Below are 18,889 nucleotides of genomic sequence, written 5' to 3' on the forward strand. Positions count from 1 at the left end.
AATGAAAATTGCTGTAGTTGGTTCTGGGATATCAGGCTTAAGTGCTGCATATTATTTATCAAAAAAACATCATGTAGATCTTTTTGAGAAAGAAGATCATTTTGGTGGTCATTCTCACACAATAGATTTAGTTTTTGATGAAAAGAAAGTATCTGTAGATATTGGTTTTATTGTATTTAATTTTCAAACCTATCCAAATTTAATTAAATTCTTTAAAGAAAATGATGTTCAGATTGAAAAAAGTGACATGTCTTTTTCGGTTTCTGTAGAAAATACAAACTTTGAATATTGTGGAAAAGGTTTGAATGGAATTTTTTCTAACAGATCTAATTTGTTTAATCCTAATTTTTTAAAAATGTTTTTTGATATCATTAAATTTTATAAAAATAGCGATCAAATAAATGTTACAGATCAAAAACTAACTTTAGGTAAATATTTAGAAAACAACAAACTATCAAAAACGTTTATTGATTACCATATCATCCCAATGGTATCTGCAATCTGGTCTATGCCACCTTATGAAGCTAGCAAGATGCCAATAACATTTTTTTTAAAATTTTTTCAAAATCATGGGCTCTTTAAATTAAAAAATAGACCTCAGTGGTATACCGTAACCAATAGAAGCAGAACTTATGTGAATAAAGTAATTTCAAAGATAAGTGGTGAGTACTATAAAAATTATAAAATTAAAAAAATTATAAGAAAATCAAAAGGGTTAGATTTATATTATGGTGGTGAAAGCGAATTTTTTGATTACGATAAAGTTGTAATAGCAGCTCACGCTGATGAAGCTTTAAAGTTGATTGATAATCCTACTAATGAAGAGACAAAAATTTTATCTAATTTTAGTTATAAAGAAAATATTGCATATATTCATACAGATAAAAGAGCGATGCCAAAAAATAAAAAGGCATGGTCCTCGTGGAATTCATCAATCAATGATGAAGATTTAGAAAAAAACTCGATTACTTATTGGTTAAACCTCTTGCAAAACCTTAAATGCGATCAGGATATTTTTTTAACTCTTAATCCTTATTTTGAAATTGATGAGAGTAAAATACTTAAAATAGTTAAATTTACTCATCCTTATTATGATCAACAAGCATTAGATGCTCAATCAGAGCTATCTAGTTTACAAAATAAAAAAGATTTACTTTTTTGTGGGAGTTATTTTGGTTACGGTTTTCATGAAGATGGAATAAAATCATCGATTGAAATGTTAAAATACCTAAATGACTAACTCATGCATATATAACGGGAAAGTAATTCATAAACGTTTTAAACCTAAAGAGCATTATTTTAAGTATAGTGTTTTCTCACTTTTAATTGATTTGTCAGAATTAAGAAAAATAGATCAGGAGATAAGCTTCTTTTCATTGAATAAATTCAATTTAATTAGTTTTCATGAAAAGGATCATGGTGAACGGGATGGATCCTCTCTTGAAGAGTGGGTAAAGAAAAATTTAGAGCAGAATAAAATAGATACTACAGATATTAAAATTAAGCTTCTCTGTTATCCAAGGATTTTTGGTTATGTATTCAATCCTTTAAGTATCTTTTTCGTTTACAATCAAAACGATAAATTAATATCTATATTATATGAGGTGAAAAATACATTTGGTGAACAACATACTTATGTTTTTAGAGTAGATAGTGGAAATAAATTAATTCAAAATAATTGTTCTAAAAAATTCCATGTTTCGCCTTTTATAGAAATGAATTGTAAGTATTTCTTTAGAATTCTAAATCCTGATGAAAAACTTTCTGTAATTATTGATCAATACGATCAAGAAGGAAAAATTTTATTTGCATCTCAAGACGGAAAAAAAACAAACTTAAATAGCAGTCAATTATTAAAATCATATTTAAATCACCCTCTGATGACTATAAAAATAATATCTGCAATCCATTTTGAGGCCTTTAAATTATGGATGAAAGGAATTAAGATTATTAAAAAAAAAATAAAAATAAGAAACAATTTAACGGTTGAAAATTAATGTTATTAAATAGAGCTGCAGATAAATTGGTTTTTAAATTTTTAAGTAAAATTAAAAATGGATACCTTGAAATAACTACCTATGAAGGTGAGATATTAAAGTTTGGTAACCCTGATCAATCTTTAAAGGCAAATATTAAGATAAAAAATCCAAATTTTAATTATAATTTAATTAGAGGTGGAAGCATTGGTTTTGCTGAAAGTTATATGAGAGGTGAATTTGAAACCGATAATCTTTCAGATCTAATTGAATTAACAGCTAGAAATATTCAAGTGGTATATAAATTCTCAGGTTTGCTTGATCTACCTATAATTAATTTTGTAAAAAATAAAATAATCAAAAATACCAAAAGTCGAAGTAAGGAAAATATTGCAAAACATTATGATCTTGGAAATGATTTCTTTTCATTGTGGTTAGATGATACTTTAACTTATTCAAGTGCAATCTTTGATGATAATTCGAAAAATTTAAGTGTTGCGCAAAATAATAAATACCAAAAATTAATTGATCTAATCAAACCAAGTATTGGTGATAAAGTATTAGAGATTGGATGTGGGTGGGGTGGTTTTGCAGAATATTTAGGCAAGAAATATGATGTGAAACTAGATTGTATTACTATTTCTAAAAAACAATTCGAATACGCAAAAGAGAGAATTCATAAATGTGGTTTAAATGAAAAAGTAAATATTGAAATAAAAGATTACCGAGATCTTCATGGAAAATATAATTCGATCGCTTCAATTGAAATGATTGAGGCAGTTGGGCAAAATTATTTAGAGAGTTATTTTAAAACTATAAAGGATAATTTATCAAATGGTGGGAAGGCTGCAATTCAAGCAATAACCATTGATGATAGTTTGTTTGATAGATATAAAAATAAACAGGATTTTATTCAAAAATACATTTTCCCAGGAGGATTTCTTCCCAATAAAAATAGTATTAATAGATATGTTTCAGATAATGGCTTAACGATCAATTCATACATTTCATATGCAGATCACTATGCAGAAACGTTAGCTATCTGGAAAGAAGAGTTTTTAAGAAAGTGGGATCAAATTAAAAACCAAGGATTTGATCTGACGTTTAAAAGAATGTGGGAATTTTACCTATCTTATTGTGAAGCTGGATTTAAATCTAAAAATATTGATTTGATTCAATTTTCAATGCAGAATAAATAACATCAATAATATGAAAATAATTAAATCAATTTCGTTGATAATTATGGCATTCTTAATTACAAGTTGCTCAAATAATAGTGCCATGAAACCAGAAGATTATAAAAATAAAGAACCTAGATTAATTATTGAAGAATACCTTACAGGAAACGTTAAAGCTTGGGGTGTTTTACAGAATCGATCAGGAAAAGTTACAAGACAATTCTCAGCTGATTTAGATGGAACATGGGATGGTAAACAATTAATTTTAAAAGAAAAATTTAATTGGGACGATGGTGAAGTTCAAGACCGAGAGTGGACAATTACTAAAATAGATGAACATAATTATGAAGGTACAGCAGGGGACGTTGTTGGAAAAGCAATAGGATATTCTTACGGACCTGCATTTAAATTTGAGTATGTTTTATTAGTTCCAGTTAAAGGAAAAGAATTAAAAATTACTTTTGATGATTGGATCTTTAAGCAAGATGAAAGGGTTGCAATCAACAGAGCTACAATGACTAAGTTTGGATTTAAAGTAGCAGAGCTAACTGTTGTATTCGTTAAAGATTAATTACTTCTTTTGATGCTTAGTCATCTTACCTACTAATTTAAAATAAAGTTTACTTGGAAGAAAACTAAAGAACTTTAAAGTTAAAGTAAGTGCTTTTGGAAAATGTATCTCGAAAACATTTTTATTAATTAAGCCATCATAAATTTGATCAGCTGCAAATTCAGGTGTTTTTAGAAATGGCATTTTAAAATCATTTTTATCAGTCATGGGTGTTTTAATAAAACCAGGAGAAACTAAACAAACTCGAACATTGTATCTTTTAAAATCAAAATATAAACTTTCTGATAAATTGTTTAGTGCAGATTTCGATGGTCCATACCCAGTTGAATTAGGTAATCCTCTATAACCAGCAATAGATGAAACTATAGTGATTATACCATTTTTTCTTTCTCTATAATATTGTTCAACTGCTTTAATTGAGTTCACAGTTCCAAAAAAATTTACTTTGAAGACATCTTCCATTTGTTCAACATCGATTTCTTTTTCTTTTTTTGGATTCCATGTACCAGTTGAAAAAAAACATATATCAATATTTTCAAACTTCGTTTTAATCTGGTTGAAAACTTCTATACATTTTGTTTTATCAGTAACATCTAAGGGAAATGATGAAATATTTTCATAATTTTTTGAAAGTTCATCTAGGAGCTCAACTCTTCTCGCAGATACCGCAACATTCCATCCTTTGTTTGCAAATTTAATTGCCAAAGCTTTACCAATTCCTGTGCTACCACCAGTTATCCAAATAGTTTTTTTGCTCATTTTTTGTTATGTATAAACATTATGTTAAAAAATAAAATTGTAACATTTATATTATTTCTTATCATTACATTTTCAGCCTCATTAATTGGAGGATTAGCTACAGTTACTTTCAAGGAGCCTTGGTATTCTCTATTAAATAAACCTGTTTTTAATCCACCAGACTGGGTGTTTGGTCCAGTATGGACACTTTTATATTTATTGATGACAATTTCTATTTGGATGTATTGGCATTCCAAAAATAAAGAGATGAATACAGTTTATATTTATTTTATTCATTTAGTTTTCAATGCAACTTGGAGTATAGTTTTCTTTGTATTTCACAACATGGTTTTAGCTTTATTAGTATTAGTTGTATTAATTGCATTTATTATCAATCTAATCATAAGATGTAGACGCGTCACAATGATAAGCTCGTATTTAATGATTCCATATTTACTTTGGTGTTGCTTTGCTCTAATTTTGAATACAAGTTTGATAATATTGAATTAATTATGGATGATGTTGTTGTAGTTGGTGGTGGCATAATTGGAGCAGCAACAGCTTATTTTCTCTCAAAAGAAGGGAGAAAAGTTAAGGTCATTGAAAGAGATCCAACTTACAAAACAGCTTCTTTTCCTTTGTCTTTAGGAGGTTTTAGAAGACAATTTTTTCAAAAAGAAAATATCTTACTTGGTAAATTTGCAAGAGAATTTATTTTTCAAATACCAGAATTATTGAAAACTGAAAAAAATCCTAATCCAACAGCAAGTATGGTAACCAATGGTTACCTTTTGATGTTTGGTCCTGAACATGCTGAAGAACAATATAAAGCTTTAGAAAATCATAAAGAATGTGATGCAGGTACAAAAAATATTAAAGGCTCAGAGCTATCGAAAGTATTTCCATATATTAATGATGAAGGTGTTGAGACTGCTACTTACACTGATAATCAAAGTGAAGGTTGGATTGATCCTTTTATGTTTCATAGTGCACTGAAAAGTAAGGCAATAGAACTTGGAGCAGAATTTATAAAAGGAGAAGTTAAAAGTCTTTCAGAGATAAATGCTAAAACAATTGTTTCTGCAGCTGGTTGCTGGACCAAAGAATTATTAGAAGACATTCCTGTTGAACCTCAAAAACACACAGTGTTCAGATTAAAATGTCCAACATATATAAAAGAAATGCCTCTAACTGGTGATTTAACTACGGGTGTTTATTGGAGACCTGAGGGTGGAGAGTATTTAGCAGGATCACCATTGTCAGTATTTGGTGCAGACGATTTAGAGCCAGCATGGAATGATTTTGAAGAATTAGTTTGGCCAGCACTAGCAAAAAGAATACCAGCTTTTGAAGAATTAAAATTAACTGGAGGCTGGGCAGGTTACTACGATTGTAACAGATTAGATAATAATGCTGTTGTTGGAAAACATCCTAAGTACGATAATGTTTATATGGCTACTGGTTTTACAGGAAGAGGATTAATGCAAGCTCCAGGTATTGGACGAGCACTAACAGAATTGATTACTACTGGCTCGTATCAGACAATTGATATTAGTGATTTTTCAGTTGAGAGAGTATTGGGAAAAAGTGCAAGACCAGAGCCATACGTATTATAAATTAGGTTCCACAAAAAGTTTGATACTTTTCATTTCCAATTGGTGCAGGTTTTTGAAATTCAATAATATTTTTTTGATTAGAGTAAGGATTACTTAAAACTTTTAAAAGCTTATTCATTGTTTCTAGATTTCCTTTGTCTGCATCAGTTAGAGCTTCTTCTACTTTTTGATTTCTTGGTATAACAAAAGGATTAGTTTTTTTCATCAGTTCTAAGTATTTGTCAGATGAATTATTTAGTTTTAATCTTTTCTCCCATTCATTAGTCCAATTTTTAAAATCATCATTTTTATAAACTTCACCATCAATCTCAAAACCCATTAAATAACAGAAGGTGTTTGTATAATCTGCATTATTATTTTTCATCCAATCTAAAAGTTTATTAATTAATGTTAGATCATCTTTATCTTCACCAAATAAACCAAGTTTATCTCTCATCATATTTAACCATTTCTCTTCATAAATATTTTGAAAGTTATCAATTAAGTCTGTTGCAATTTTAATCGCTGCATCCTCATCTTTATCAATAAGTGGGATTAGACATTCTGCAAATCTTGCTAAATTCCATTTTGTAATTGGTGGTTGATTTGAAAAAGCATATCTTCCAAATTTATCTATAGAGCTAAAAACAGTTTTTGGATCATACTGATCCATGAATGCACATGGACCATAATCAATTGTTTCACCAGAAATTGCCATGTTATCAGTGTTCATCACTCCATGAATAAATCCTACTCTCATCCAATTAATGACTAATTGACATTGTTTTTCCATTACAAGACTTAATAAATCTAAAGCTTTGTTTTTTGAGGACTTAATCTCTGGATAGTGTCTATCAATTGTGTAATCAACTAATGTATTAAGATCTTCTAGATTTTGAGTGGCTGCAATATATTGAAAAGTGCCAACTCGAATATGACTGGATGCAACTCTTGTTAAAATTGCTCCATTTAACAAATTTTCTCTAACAACTTTTTCTCCAGTTTTAACAACCGCAAGACTTCTTGTTGTTGGAATATTTAAAGCGTTAATTGCTTCACTAATTATGTATTCTCTTAACATTGGACCTAAAGCAGCTCTTCCATCACCACCCCTAGAAAAAGAAGTTCTTCCCGAACCTTTAAATTGTATATCGAAACGTTGATTTTTATTATCTATATGCTCTCCTAATAAAACTGCTCTTCCATCCCCAAGCATCGTGAAATGACCAAATTGATGACCAGCATATGCCTGTGCTATTGAATTAGTTCCATCAGGCAAACTATTTCCTGAAAATATTTCAGCTAATTTTTTTTTATCTATTCCTGAAAAGTTTAAATTTAAATTTTTAGCAAGTTCTTCATTTAAAATTACAAGATCAGGCTCATGAACTGGAGTAGGATTGATGTCTTCTTTAAATGTTTTTGATAGTTTTGAATATGAATTATCAAAATGCCAACCAATGGTCATTTTAATTAACTAACTTCAGCTTGATGTTCTTTTGGTTTAACTTCTGTTTTAAATTGATTAGAAATTTTTTGAACTTCAACTGATGAAACTTTGTATTCAGCACACATTGTTTCTTCATCTTTTCCATGACCAGTTACCATATTAACCATGTGTTCAGGGAAGTGGAATGTTGTAAATACAATTCCTTCCTTCACTTTATCTGTTACTTCAACTTTTAAAGCAACTTCTCCTCGTCCAGAATATAATCTTCCAATATCACCTGTATTTAAATCTCTATGAGCTGCATCTTTAGGGTGAATAAGTAAAACATCCTCATCAACAATGTTTATATTTTTTGTTCTTCTTGTCATTGTTGCTGCATTGTAGTGTTGTAGAACTCTACTTGTAGTTAAAATTAATGGATAATCTTTTTGATTAGCTTCTATCTCACTAGATTCTTTCCAATCAAAGTTTTTCAATCTTCCTTTTCCAAGTTTAAATGTTTCTGTGTGTAGAATTTGTGTATCTGTTCCATCTTCTTTTACAGGCCATTGTAATCCTAATTTACCAAGTCTCTCTCTAGTAACACCTTTAAAGAATGGTACCACATCAGCAATCTCTGCTAATACTTGATCTGCATCATAAGATGGTTGATCAAAACCTAATTTTTGCATCATCTCAGTTACAATTAGTCCATCTGGTTTTGTACCTGGTAATGGAGGAACTGCTCTATTAACTCTTTGAATTCTTCTTTCAGTATTTGTAAAAGTTCCATCTTTTTCTAAGAATGTAGTTCCAGGTAAAACTACAGTTGCAAGTTTTGCAGTTTCACTCATAAATATTTCTTGAACCACTAATAGCTCTAATGAGTTCATTGCTTCAATAACATGTGCACTATTTGGATCTGTTTGAACTATATCTTCACCAATAATCCATAAACCTTTTAGTTCTTTACTGATTGCGGCCTCAAACATTTGAGGAATTTTTAAACCTGGTTTAGTAGGGTGAGTTACACCATATTTTTCAGTATAAAATTTTTGATTGTTTTCATCTGCTACCTCAAAATAACCTGCACCTTGGTGAGGCTGACAACCCATATCCGCAGCACCTTGTACATTATTTTGGCCTCTAAGTGGATTTACACCAACACCTTTTCTTCCAATATTTCCTGTAATCATTGCTAAATCAGCAATTAACATCACTGTTTTAGAACCTTGTTCGTGTTCAGTAACTCCTAATCCGTGGAACTCCATTGAATTTCTTGCTGTTGCGTAAGCAATTGCAGCTTCTTTAACTAGTTGTTTATCAACACCAGCAACTTTTGCTAATTTATCAACATCCTGTCTTTCAATTTCTTTTAAGAAATTATCAAAACCTTCTGTTCTATCTCTTACAAAGTCAGCATTATAAAGTTTAGATTTAATAATAAAGTGTAACATCATATTTAGAACCGCAACGTTAGTTCCAGGTCTAAGTTTGATGTGATAATCTGCAAGCTTAGCTAATTCAGTTGTTACTGGATCAAGGACAATTAATTTTTTACCTTTCATCACTTGCTGTTTAATTTTTGCTCCTGTTACTGGGTGAGCATTAGTTGGGTTTGCACCAATAACTAAAAATAAATCTGCATGATAAATATCTTCTGTTGAGTTAGTTGCAGCACCTGTTCCAAATGTTTGCTGCATACCCCAAGCTGTAGGTGAATGACAAATTCTTGCACAACAATCTACACTGTTAGTTCCAACAGCCGCTCTAATCATTTTTTGGAAAACATAGTTTTCTTCGTTTGTACATCTTGCAGAAGAAATTCCAGCAAAAGCATCTGGTCCGTTTTCTTTTGTAATTCTATTCATTTCTTTTTTGATAAAGTCATACGCTTCATCCCAACTTGCTTCTTCAAACTTTCCATTTCTTTTTATCAATGGAGTTTTTAATCTGTCAGGGTGTTCATAAAAACTAAATGCGTATCTTCCTTTAATACAAGTGTGACCAGCGTTTACTTCAGTTTGTTTGGGAGTATCTATTGCAACCACCTTATCATCTTTGATAGAGGCTTCTAAGTTACAACCAACACCACAGTACGAACAAGTTGTTCTAACTTTTTTATCTACAGCTGCAGACTTAGATTGGAATACATCGGAAATTGCATCAGTTGGACATGTATGAGCACACGCTCCACATGATACACAAGAACTGTCTCCAAACATCATATCGTTATCTGTTGTAATTCTAGACTCAAATCCTCTACCACTCATTGTTAAAACAAATGATCCTTGAATTTCATCACATGCTCTGACACATCTTCCACAGTTAATACAGTTATCTAAATTCATTCTCATGTAGTCATGAGAAGTATCTCTTGGAATTCCTTTATGTTGCTTAGGACTATTGTATCTATGATCAGCAACACCCAAATCATTTGCAACTGTTTGAAGTTCACAGTTATTATTTACTTCACAAGTATCACATTCCATTGGGTGATCAGTTAAAACTAATTCAACAATATTTTTTCTAAGACTTGTTAATGCTTCGTTTGAAGTAAATATGTGCTGGTTTTCAGCAACTGGTGTATGACAAGATGCAACTACTCTAGTTGGTCCGTCTTTTTCTAACGCAACTTCAACTGAACAAACTCTGCAAGCTCCATATGGTGCTAAGTTAGGGTCATCACATAAAGTTGGTACCTTTTTTTCACCAACATAGCTTTTAACAAACTTCAAAATAGATGTATGATTAGGACCTATTTCATAAGGTTTTCCGTCAATATAAGCAATTTTTCTTTTCTCAGAGCTCATTAATTATCTTTCACCATATCATTTTTCATTTCATCACCAAAGTATTTTAGAATGTTTTGAATAGGAGTTGGGATCGCTCCACATAGAGCACATAAGCAGCCTTTTTGCATAGTAACCAACAATTCCTCTAGTAATTTTAAAGGAATTTTAGCTGTTTTCTTCTTAGCTTGATCAAACATTTCTTTTCCTCTGTAAGATCCAAGTCTTCCAGGAAAACATTTTCCACAAGATTCTTCTGCAGAAAATTCAAATAAATGATGAATGTATTCTGCCATTGGAAAATCTTTTGGAATGCTAACTACACTTGCGTGACCTAACATAAAACCTTTTGCTGTAAACTCTTGAAAATCTAAATTTAAATTTTCTATTTCACTCAATGGGACAACACCACCTAAAGGGCCTCCTATTTGAAAAGCTTTAATAGGTTCTTTGTATCCGCCACCAATTTCATTAAATATTTTTTTCATAGGTGTTCCCATATCAATTTCATAAACACCAGGATTATTAAAGAAACTATCTAAGCAAACTAATTTTGTTCCTGCTGACTTTTTATTTCCAACTGAAGAAAATTTTTCTGATCCATTTAACAAAATTCCAGTTGCTGCAGCTAAAGTTTCAACATTGTTAACTACAGTTGGTTTTTTGTATAACCCTTCTGTTACCGGGAAGGGAGGTCTTACATCTACCTCAGCTCTTCTTCCTTCAATAGAAGCTATCAAAGCTGTTTCTTCACCACAAATATATGCACCTTGACCAATACAAATTCCAAGGTCAAAAGAAAAATCTGTTCCTAAAATATTTTCACCTAATAGATTTAATTTTTTAAGTTCATTAATACATCCATTGATCGCTTCAATCGATTTTGGATACTCGCCTCTGATGTATAAAACTCCTTCATCACTTCCAATTACAAATCCACAAAGCACCATTCCAAAAATAACTTTTAATGGTCGATCTTCTAACAGGTATCTGTCTGAAAAAGCTCCTGAGTCACCTTCATCAGCATTGCAGATAACATATTTCTTATCACCTTTTGCTTTACTACAAAAATCCCATTTCATTCCTGTTGGAAAACCTGCACCACCTCTTCCTGTAAGGTTTGAGTCTAATAATGATTTTACTATTTCTTTTTTATCTGTTTTTAAAAATTTACTTAACTGTTCTTTAAATTGATCTGTTGAGGATAATTTATCATCCATTAAAAAACTTGTTGTTGCATAACTCTTAGAGAAAAACTTTTCTTGTTTAATTTCTTCACCTTTTAAAATTTGATCTATTTTTTCAATATCTTTTCCAGCATAATTTTCACCATCATAGTGAAATGCATGATTTTCATAACAATGACCTAGACAAAACATTTCTCCAACTTTGTCATCACCTAATTTTTCTTTTAATTTATCTTTTAGTTTGTCTTGAGTACCGGCACACATGCATGCACTACCGTTACAAACGAAAGCTTTTTTTTCTCTATGCGAAGGTCTTAAAAATTCATAAAAAGATTCAGCACCGTGAAGTGTTGAAACTCCAAGGTTATGTTTTTTTGCAATTTCTTTAATATCTTGTGGGTTTTCACTTAATGTGTTCTCTGAAATTTGCTTAAATAGGTTGTCTTTTAGGCCAATTCTTCCAGATAAATTACTTATATTTTTTGACACAATTTCCCTTTTTTTATTATTCCACCTTAACTTTTTTGTTATTTGTGTAAATATTAAAACTGTCCCTCTTTACGAAACCTATGAGGGTAATGTCAAACTTATTAGCTAAATCGATAGCAAGACTTGTTGGCGCACCAACCCCGATCATAATTCCAATATCTGTCATTAAAACCTTCTGAACTAGCTCAAAATTAAGTCTCCCAGAACACGTAATAAATTGGTCTTTTGGATCAAATTGGTTTTTCTCCAAAGCACAGCCGATAAGTTTGTCTAAAGCGTTATGTCTTCCAACATCCTCTCTAAGAGCTATCAATTTTCCATCACTATTAAATAGACCACTTGCATGGATACCACCAGTTTTGCTGAATTCAGACTGACCTTCTCTTAAAATATCAGGTGATTGAATAATTACATCTTTTGAAATTTTAGGTTCGGAGGCATTTGTCTTTGTAGTTTTAATTATCTCTAGCGCATCCAATGAAGATTTCCCACAAACACCACAAGAGGAGTTTGTTAAAAAATCTCTTTTAATTTTTGATATATTAACATTTTCTGAATTATTAAGTGTTGCTAGTATTTTATTTTGAATTTTATATTGACCAACTTTGTCTCCATAACTTTCAATGCTATCGATATCATTTAAACTTTTTACAATTTGTTCATTAAATAAAAATCCTCTTACAAGATCTTCATCATTACCAGGAGTTCTCATCGTAATAGATAAAGTTTGCTCAACCCAATTATCTTTTTCTTTGTACTTTAAAGAAATCTCTAATGGTTCTTCAATTGAAACTAAATCATCAACATCTTTAAAATTATTAGATGAATACTTTAAAACTTTATATTTTGAATTCATAATTATTTTAAAGGATAGTTTTTTTGCAATAAATATTTATTGATTATGATTGCGAGTAACAAAATTATGATACATCCAAATATAATTGGATTAATTAAATAATCATAAGAAGCACTTCCAATAATAACAATTATTGGATTTCCTCCTGCAGGAGGATGAACAACATTTAATAAAATCATTAAGAACACTCCAATACCTACTGCAAATGCAATACTCATATAAATTGGAAGTGGAATAAAATTAACAAATAATACCCCCACTAAAGCAGTTAATAAATGTCCAAAGAAAACATTTTTTGGTTGAGCAAAAGGACTTTCAGGAAATCCAAACAATAAAACCATGGATGAGCCAAATGATGCTGCAATAAAATATCCAAGAGTACTTTTGTAAGTTAATACTGTAAGTACCCCTATAGTGATTGTTGAAAAAAAACCTGCAATCAATGCTTTTTGCAATAATGGTTTTGTGATTTTTATCATTTATATTTTTAATGCTTTAACAATTGTTCTTAAAGGTAAAAGCAAACATTCTTTCCTTGAAAGATTTTTTTTATCTAAAATTTCTTTAAAATCTTTCCAGTGTTTTTCTAGACTTACTTTAACATCTTCAAACAATTTTTCACCAGCTGTAACAAAATCTTTAATTTCCTTTAAGTTTTTATCCTTAATTTTTCTAGATAATAAGCTGACAGATGCTTGGCAATAAATACAAGATTTACACTGATAACCCATATCTTTTACAACGTCATCTTTGACAATTAAGCTTATTTCCATCTCATCACCACAAATTGGATTTTTGTTTTTTGATTTGTGAGTAAAGTTTTCTAAAACTTTATTATTTTCTGTGTGAGACGCGATTTCTAAAATTCTTAAATCCATTTAATTTCTTTAATTCAACTTTGAATGTTTTATATTTTATTAATGGAACATAACAATATTTTAGGAACAGTGCTAGCAGGCGGGAAGTCACAAAGGTTTGGTGAAGACAAATCTCAGATATTGCTAGCTGATAAAATATTAATTGATTACATTTTGGCAGAAATAATTGATGAATTTAAGGAAGTATTAATAGTATCTAATAATTCAATTAAGTTTACTAATTCAGATAAAATTTCACTAATTGGAGATATTAAAAAAGATCTTGGTCCTCTAGGCGGAGTTCTTTCAGCAATGAAATGGGTAAAAGATAATAATAAAAATTATCAATGGATAGCAACTTTTCCAGTAGATACTCCCTTTTTTAAAAAAGAAATTTTAGATCAATTCGTTAATCAAATAGATGAAAATGAAAGTAGTTTATTTTTTATAAAATCAAACAATACTAGGCATAACATCTTTGGTTTATGGTCGATGAATTTATTAGATCAATTAGAAGATGATCTAGAAAAAGGAGCTAGAAAAGTTGAATTGTGGGCTAATAGTATTGGAGTTAAAACAATTAATATGGAGTTTCCAAATCAAGATCCTTTCTTTAATATCAATACAAAGGAAGATTTAGAACAAGCTAAAGAATTATTAAAAAAATGATTAGTTACGATCAATCTAGAAAAATTTTAAAAAAAGCAAAAATTAAAATTAAAGATGAAACTATATTGAGTGAAAATTCTCTTAACAGAGTGATTTCAGATAATATTTATTCAAAGATCAATTATCCAGCAGGAGATAATGCTGCATTTGATGGATTTGCAGTTAAATCAAAAGATACAAACGGAATTAAGAAAAATTCACCAAAACAATTTAGAATAATTGGATCCATTGCAGCAGGAACAAAATCATTAAATAAAAAAATTAAAAAATATGATGCTGTTGAAATAATGACGGGTGGGATAATCCCTAAAGGTTTTGATACAATCATTCCAATAGAACAGATTAATTTTTATCCAAATAAAAATAATAAAAAATATATTTTAGTTAATCAAAAAATTAAAAAGTTTAATCATGTAAGATTTGCAGGTTCAGACTTCAAAAAAGGTGAGATTGTTGTCAAAAAAAATACAATTATTCAACCAAATCATATTTTAGCTTTTAAAACTTTAGGGATAAAAAAGATTAAAGTTAAAAAGAAGATTAATATTTTATTTTTTTCAACTGGTAATGAAATTACTGACAAAGACAACATTCCAAACTGGAAAGTTAGAAACTCTAATAGTCATTACATCAAAAACCTTAGAGAAAACTTTTTATTTAATTTTAAAAATGGTGGAATACTTAGAGACAACCATCAAAATATTTATAAATCTCAAATTAAAAAACTTATAAATAGTAATACTGATATATTGATAACTTCAGGCGCTGTTTCTGCTGGAAAATATGACTATATTCCAAGTATTGTTAGAACATTTAAATTATCCAATTATTTTAAAAGTGTAGCAATCCGACCAGGAAAACCAATTCTATTTGCTAAAATTAAAGGAAAACAAAAAGCAATATTTGGTCTTCCAGGAAATCCAATGTCATCATCTGCTTGTTTTAGATTTTTTGTTATTCCTTTTATGAAAAATGTTTTAGGACTAAGTGAAGAACATCCTATTAGGGCAACTTTAAAAAATAGTTTTTCTAAAAAACAAAATTTTACAAGGTTTGCAAAAAGTAAATTAAGCACAACTAAAAATGGAAAAATAGAGGTAGAAATTTTACAAGGGCAAGAGTCTTTTAGAGTAAAATCTTTTGTTAAATCAAACATTTGGTCTTTGTTACCAGCAGGGAAATCAAAATTTAAAAAAGGGGACATCTTAGATTGTTTTTTCCCCAACCACTCTAATCAATCTTTGATTTAGAAACGTATTTTTGTTGTAGAAAAATCTTTTTGGAATTAGATTTCTACAAATGTTAGAGTTAAGAAATCCAAAACTTGCTGTTCCTATCGTATTGTTTGCTGGCATATTATGGTCATTTGGACCATTAGTTGTAAGATATATGGATAGTCCCAATCTTGTTCCTTGGCAGTATATATTTGGAAGAGGTTTAACTATTTTTATTCTACTTAATCTCTACTTATATTTTGAAGAGGGAAAAAACTTTTACAAAAATTACTATAAAATAGGATTATCAGGGATAGTCGGCGGTTCAGGTCTTGGAGTTGCAATGATCACGTTTATTTATTCTATAACAAACACCAGTGCTGCTGTTACTTTACTTTGTTTGGCTGCAATGCCTTTCTTTACTGCACTTTTAGCATTTTTATTTCTTAGAGAGCGAATTTCACTCAATGTTTGGATATCAATTATAATTGCTTCAGCTGGTATATTGATAATGGCAATTGGTAATACTGGTGAGAAATCTTTAATTGGTTTTGTATTTGGACTTACTTCTTCAATAGGTTTTTCAGTATTTTCAGTTTCGCTAAGATGGAGAAAGGAAACTCCTAAATTTACAACAGTTGCTTTTGCTGGTTTCTTTTGTTTTGTGTTCGCATCAATTATGATTTTGTCTACTGGACAAGCATTCTTTGCTACGAGTTATAATAGCTCTTTATTTTCACTTCATGGATTTTTAGTTTGTTCAGGATTAATTTTATATTCAATTGGTTCAAAAGCTATTCCAGCTGCTGAGTTAACATTGTTATCTTTAACAGAAGTTGTGGGTGGAATATTTTGGGTTTGGTTACCAATTTTAGGAATTAATGAAGTCCCATCAACAAATACAATTATTGGAGGTTTTTTTCTGTTTGTATCTTTATTCTACTACAGTTTAATTATGAGATGGAATAAACGCTACATAGCATTAAATTAAATTATTATGGAACGACCAGATTTTTTTGAACTTAAAAATGGTGAAAAAGTAAAATTACCATTTACAGATAAAGAGTATAACGATCGAGTAAGTAAACTTAGATCAGTGATGGAAAATAATGGTCTTAATATGATTATTTTAACATCTATGCATAACGTTGCATATTACACAGGTTTTATTTATTGTTCTTTTGGAAGACCATACGGATGTGTCATTACTCAAGATAAAATTTCAACAATTTCATCTAATATTGATGCAAGCCAACCATGGCGTAGATCGCATTGTGATAATGTTATTTATACTGATTGGAAAAGAGATAATTTTCTAAGAGCAATTGTATCAATTATTGGAAGAGATGAGCCTCCAAAAAACATTGGAATTGAAAATGATCATGTCACTTTAGATATGAGAGAAAAAATAGGATCTATTTTTACTTTCTCTGTTTTTAGTGATGTTTCAAAAGATCTAATGAAACTTAGAATGATTAAATCTGATGAAGAAATTGAGATCATTCGAAATGGTGCAAGGATTGCAGACATTGGTGGTGAAGAAATAGCTAAAAATATTAGAGAAGATAACACGGAGATCGAAGTAGCAATAGCAGCAAGAGATAGAATGGAAAGGGAGATTGTTAAAAGTTATCCAGGTGCAGAGTACATGGACACCTGGGTATGGTTTCAATCTGGTATCAATACAGATGGAGCTCACAATCCAAAGACTAATAGAAAATTAGTTAAAGGAGATATTTTATCTTTAAATACTTTTCCAATGATCTCAGGTTACTACACTGCATTGGAAAGAACTTTGTTTTTGGATCATGCAGATGATGCTTCCCTTAAAGCTTGGGAAGCAAACGTAAAAGTTCATAGGCGAGGATTAGAATTAATTAAACCTGGTGTTAAATGTTCAGACATTTGTCATGAGCTAAATGAATTATTTGCTGAACTTGGTTACCTTCAGTACCGAACATTTGGTTATGGTCATTCGTTTGGTATGCTTTCTCACTTTTATGGAAGAGAAGCTGGTTTAGAATTAAGAGAAGATATTGATACTGTTCTTGAGGAAAATATGGTCGTTTCTATGGAGCCAATGATCATGATCCCAGAAGGTAATCCTGGTGCGGGTGGATATAGAGAACACGATATTTTAGTAATAGGTAAAGATGGAGCAGAAAATATTACAAAATTTCCTTTCGGGCCTGAGCATAATATTATAAAAAACTAATCTTTATGAGAGAGAATAAAACTATAGTTAATAGTTGGAATGAGTGGGATCCGTTAAAACATGTAATTGTTGGAAGAGCGGATGGTACGTGTATTCCAGCACCAGAGCCAGCATTAGATGCAAAAGTTCCTGAAGATAGTGATATGCGAGGACAGTTTGGTCCACGAACTAAAGACACAGTCGATAAAGCAAATGAATTATTAGACAACTTTTCAAACATGCTTCAAAAAAGAGGCATTAACGTTGATAGACCAACACCAATTGATTTTAATCAAAAGACATCAACACCAGATTGGGAAGCAGAGACTATGTTTGGTTGTATGCCTCCAAGAGATGTTTTGTTAACTGTGGGTAATGAAATTTTAGAAGCAACAATGAGTTACAGATGTCGTTGGTTTGAATATTTATGTTATCGACCACTTCTTAAAGACTATTACAATCAAGATCCTAACATGAGACACGAGTCTGCTCCAAAGCCAAGACTAACAGATGCAGATTATAGAAAAGATTATCTATCAGATAAAATTGGGGTTCAAAAAAGATTAGAGTGGACTGAAAAAAAATATTTTGTAACTACTGAAGAAGAGCCATTATTTGATGCAGCAGATGTATTGAGATTTGGAAAAGATTTGGTTGTGCAACATGGATTTACAACTAACTTAAAAGGTATTGATTGGCTAAAAAGACATTATAAAGATCACAGAGTTCACGCAGTAAATTTCCCAGGAGATCCATATCCTATTCACATTGATGCAACCTTCACCCCAATAAAAGAAGGTTTAATTATCAACAATCCCCAAAGAAGACTTCCTAAGGAACAAAGAAAACTTTTTGAAGATAATGGATGGGAAATTGTTGATAGCGCTCAACCAGCTCATAACGAACCACCACCACTTTGTTATTCTTCAACATGGTTATCAATGAATGTTTTAGTTTTAGATCCTAAAACAGTTTGTGTTGAGAAAAGTGAAATTTATCAAGCTGAACAATTAGATAAATTAGGAATGGAAGTAATACCAGTAGAGCTTAGAGATGCTTATGCATTTGGTGGAGGACTTCATTGTTGTACAGCAGATGTATACCGTGAAGGAGAACTAAAAGATTATTTTCCAAAACAATAAAA

At 30.4% G+C, this 18,889-nt stretch carries 18 protein-coding genes; 11 read left to right on the forward strand and 7 right to left on the reverse strand.

Annotated elements, in window-relative coordinates; translation table 11 throughout:
* The first annotated feature begins 1 nt into the window (after window position 1).
* The 4 genes from ACTTBO_RS03005 to ACTTBO_RS03020 are packed head-to-tail and all read left to right on the forward strand — an operon-like array spanning window position 2 to window position 3,725.
* Window positions 2-1,240: an NAD(P)/FAD-dependent oxidoreductase gene (locus ACTTBO_RS03005; RefSeq protein ID WP_440656344.1), complete on the forward strand. Its 1,239-nt coding sequence runs from the start codon at window positions 2-4 to the stop codon at window positions 1,238-1,240.
* The gene (locus ACTTBO_RS03010) at window positions 1,233-1,997 is read left to right on the forward strand and encodes a DUF1365 domain-containing protein (RefSeq protein ID WP_440656345.1); all 765 of its coding nucleotides are present in this window, start codon (window positions 1,233-1,235) and stop codon (window positions 1,995-1,997) included. The genes ACTTBO_RS03005 and ACTTBO_RS03010 overlap by 8 nt, the downstream gene beginning before the upstream one ends.
* On the forward strand, window positions 1,997-3,175 hold the full coding sequence (locus tag ACTTBO_RS03015) for a class I SAM-dependent methyltransferase (protein WP_440656346.1): 1,179 nt from the start codon (window positions 1,997-1,999) through the stop codon (window positions 3,173-3,175). Before ACTTBO_RS03010 ends, ACTTBO_RS03015 begins: the two co-directional genes overlap by 1 nt.
* A gap of 10 nt (window positions 3,176-3,185) precedes the next feature.
* On the forward strand, window positions 3,186-3,725 hold the full coding sequence (locus ACTTBO_RS03020) for a DUF3833 domain-containing protein (protein ID WP_440656347.1): 540 nt from the start codon (window positions 3,186-3,188) through the stop codon (window positions 3,723-3,725).
* Here ACTTBO_RS03020 and ACTTBO_RS03025 read toward each other — a convergent pair whose 3' ends face one another.
* A complete protein-coding gene (locus ACTTBO_RS03025; RefSeq protein WP_440656348.1) occupies window positions 3,726-4,484 on the reverse strand; it encodes an SDR family NAD(P)-dependent oxidoreductase in 759 nt (252 codons plus the stop codon).
* Window positions 4,485-4,505: 21 nt separating this feature from the next.
* On the opposite strand from ACTTBO_RS03025, the gene ACTTBO_RS03030 reads away from it, so the two are divergent.
* On the forward strand, window positions 4,506-4,973 hold the full coding sequence (locus ACTTBO_RS03030; RefSeq protein ID WP_440656349.1) for a TspO/MBR family protein: 468 nt from the start codon (window positions 4,506-4,508) through the stop codon (window positions 4,971-4,973).
* 2 nt (window positions 4,974-4,975) lie between these two features.
* Window positions 4,976-6,079, forward strand: coding sequence for an NAD(P)/FAD-dependent oxidoreductase (locus tag ACTTBO_RS03035; RefSeq protein ID WP_440656350.1), 1,104 nt, complete (start codon window positions 4,976-4,978; stop codon window positions 6,077-6,079).
* Between the two features lies 1 nt (window position 6,080).
* On the opposite strand, the gene ACTTBO_RS03040 is transcribed toward ACTTBO_RS03035, so the two are convergent.
* Genes ACTTBO_RS03040 through ACTTBO_RS03065 form a run of 6 tightly spaced genes read right to left on the reverse strand, consistent with a single transcriptional unit; the run spans window position 6,081 to window position 13,689 of the window.
* Window positions 6,081-7,526 (reverse strand): protein adenylyltransferase SelO, encoded by a 1,446-nt coding sequence (locus ACTTBO_RS03040; protein WP_440656351.1) that lies wholly within the window; start codon window positions 7,524-7,526, stop codon window positions 6,081-6,083.
* A gap of 5 nt (window positions 7,527-7,531) precedes the next feature.
* Window positions 7,532-10,300, reverse strand: a complete 2,769-nt coding sequence (gene fdhF, locus ACTTBO_RS03045) for a formate dehydrogenase subunit alpha (protein ID WP_440656352.1) — start codon at window positions 10,298-10,300, stop codon at window positions 7,532-7,534.
* A complete protein-coding gene (locus tag ACTTBO_RS03050) occupies window positions 10,300-11,955 on the reverse strand; it encodes an NADH-ubiquinone oxidoreductase-F iron-sulfur binding region domain-containing protein (RefSeq protein ID WP_440656353.1) in 1,656 nt (551 codons plus the stop codon). Before ACTTBO_RS03050 ends, fdhF begins: the two co-directional genes overlap by 1 nt.
* Window positions 11,956-11,971: 16 nt before the next feature.
* A complete protein-coding gene (gene fdhD / locus ACTTBO_RS03055) occupies window positions 11,972-12,811 on the reverse strand; it encodes a formate dehydrogenase accessory sulfurtransferase FdhD (RefSeq protein WP_440651104.1) in 840 nt (279 codons plus the stop codon).
* 2 nt (window positions 12,812-12,813) lie between these two features.
* Window positions 12,814-13,290 carry an HPP family protein gene (locus tag ACTTBO_RS03060; protein WP_262589592.1) on the reverse strand — a complete coding sequence of 159 codons (477 nt, stop codon included), beginning with the start codon at window positions 13,288-13,290 and terminating at the stop codon, window positions 12,814-12,816.
* A complete protein-coding gene (locus ACTTBO_RS03065) occupies window positions 13,291-13,689 on the reverse strand; it encodes an iron-sulfur cluster assembly scaffold protein (protein ID WP_440613951.1) in 399 nt (132 codons plus the stop codon).
* A gap of 42 nt (window positions 13,690-13,731) precedes the next feature.
* On the opposite strand from ACTTBO_RS03065, the gene mobA reads away from it, so the two are divergent.
* From mobA to ACTTBO_RS03090, 5 genes are read left to right on the forward strand one after another with little or no spacing between them, the layout of a single operon-like run.
* Window positions 13,732-14,337 (forward strand): molybdenum cofactor guanylyltransferase, encoded by a 606-nt coding sequence (gene mobA / locus ACTTBO_RS03070; protein ID WP_440656354.1) that lies wholly within the window; start codon window positions 13,732-13,734, stop codon window positions 14,335-14,337.
* Window positions 14,334-15,587: a molybdopterin molybdotransferase MoeA gene (locus tag ACTTBO_RS03075; RefSeq protein ID WP_440656355.1), complete on the forward strand. Its 1,254-nt coding sequence runs from the start codon at window positions 14,334-14,336 to the stop codon at window positions 15,585-15,587. Before mobA ends, ACTTBO_RS03075 begins: the two co-directional genes overlap by 4 nt.
* Window positions 15,588-15,636: 49 nt before the next feature.
* Window positions 15,637-16,542: a DMT family transporter gene (locus ACTTBO_RS03080; protein ID WP_262589588.1), complete on the forward strand. Its 906-nt coding sequence runs from the start codon at window positions 15,637-15,639 to the stop codon at window positions 16,540-16,542.
* 6 nt (window positions 16,543-16,548) lie between these two features.
* Window positions 16,549-17,766, forward strand: coding sequence for an aminopeptidase P family protein (locus ACTTBO_RS03085; RefSeq protein WP_440656356.1), 1,218 nt, complete (start codon window positions 16,549-16,551; stop codon window positions 17,764-17,766).
* A gap of 5 nt (window positions 17,767-17,771) precedes the next feature.
* A complete protein-coding gene (locus tag ACTTBO_RS03090; protein ID WP_440656357.1) occupies window positions 17,772-18,887 on the forward strand; it encodes a serine/threonine protein kinase in 1,116 nt (371 codons plus the stop codon).
* The last annotated feature ends 2 nt before the right edge of the window (window positions 18,888-18,889 follow it).

This window comes from Candidatus Pelagibacter sp. HIMB1509, assembly GCF_052047855.1.
GTDB lineage: Bacteria > Pseudomonadota > Alphaproteobacteria > Pelagibacterales > Pelagibacteraceae > Pelagibacter.

Excerpts from the sequence above, each read along its gene's own strand:
- ACTTBO_RS03005 (WP_440656344.1), top strand. The coding sequence starts at position 2 with ATGAAAATTGCTGTAGTTGGTTCTGGGATATCAGGCTTAAGTGCTGCA.
- ACTTBO_RS03010 (WP_440656345.1), top strand. The coding sequence starts at position 1,233 with ATGACTAACTCATGCATATATAACGGGAAAGTAATTCATAAACGTTTT.
- ACTTBO_RS03015 (WP_440656346.1), top strand. The coding sequence starts at position 1,997 with ATGTTATTAAATAGAGCTGCAGATAAATTGGTTTTTAAATTTTTAAGT.
- ACTTBO_RS03020 (WP_440656347.1), top strand. The coding sequence starts at position 3,186 with ATGAAAATAATTAAATCAATTTCGTTGATAATTATGGCATTCTTAATT.
- ACTTBO_RS03025 (WP_440656348.1), bottom strand. The coding sequence starts at position 4,484 with ATGAGCAAAAAAACTATTTGGATAACTGGTGGTAGCACAGGAATTGGT.
- ACTTBO_RS03030 (WP_440656349.1), top strand. The coding sequence starts at position 4,506 with ATGTTAAAAAATAAAATTGTAACATTTATATTATTTCTTATCATTACA.
- ACTTBO_RS03035 (WP_440656350.1), top strand. The coding sequence starts at position 4,976 with ATGGATGATGTTGTTGTAGTTGGTGGTGGCATAATTGGAGCAGCAACA.
- ACTTBO_RS03040 (WP_440656351.1), bottom strand. The coding sequence starts at position 7,526 with ATGACCATTGGTTGGCATTTTGATAATTCATATTCAAAACTATCAAAA.
- fdhF (WP_440656352.1), bottom strand. The coding sequence starts at position 10,300 with ATGAGCTCTGAGAAAAGAAAAATTGCTTATATTGACGGAAAACCTTAT.
- fdhD (WP_440651104.1), bottom strand. The coding sequence starts at position 12,811 with ATGAATTCAAAATATAAAGTTTTAAAGTATTCATCTAATAATTTTAAA.
- ACTTBO_RS03060 (WP_262589592.1), bottom strand. The coding sequence starts at position 13,290 with ATGATAAAAATCACAAAACCATTATTGCAAAAAGCATTGATTGCAGGT.
- ACTTBO_RS03065 (WP_440613951.1), bottom strand. The coding sequence starts at position 13,689 with ATGGATTTAAGAATTTTAGAAATCGCGTCTCACACAGAAAATAATAAA.
- mobA (WP_440656354.1), top strand. The coding sequence starts at position 13,732 with ATGGAACATAACAATATTTTAGGAACAGTGCTAGCAGGCGGGAAGTCA.
- ACTTBO_RS03075 (WP_440656355.1), top strand. The coding sequence starts at position 14,334 with ATGATTAGTTACGATCAATCTAGAAAAATTTTAAAAAAAGCAAAAATT.
- ACTTBO_RS03080 (WP_262589588.1), top strand. The coding sequence starts at position 15,637 with ATGTTAGAGTTAAGAAATCCAAAACTTGCTGTTCCTATCGTATTGTTT.
- ACTTBO_RS03085 (WP_440656356.1), top strand. The coding sequence starts at position 16,549 with ATGGAACGACCAGATTTTTTTGAACTTAAAAATGGTGAAAAAGTAAAA.
- ACTTBO_RS03090 (WP_440656357.1), top strand. The coding sequence starts at position 17,772 with ATGAGAGAGAATAAAACTATAGTTAATAGTTGGAATGAGTGGGATCCG.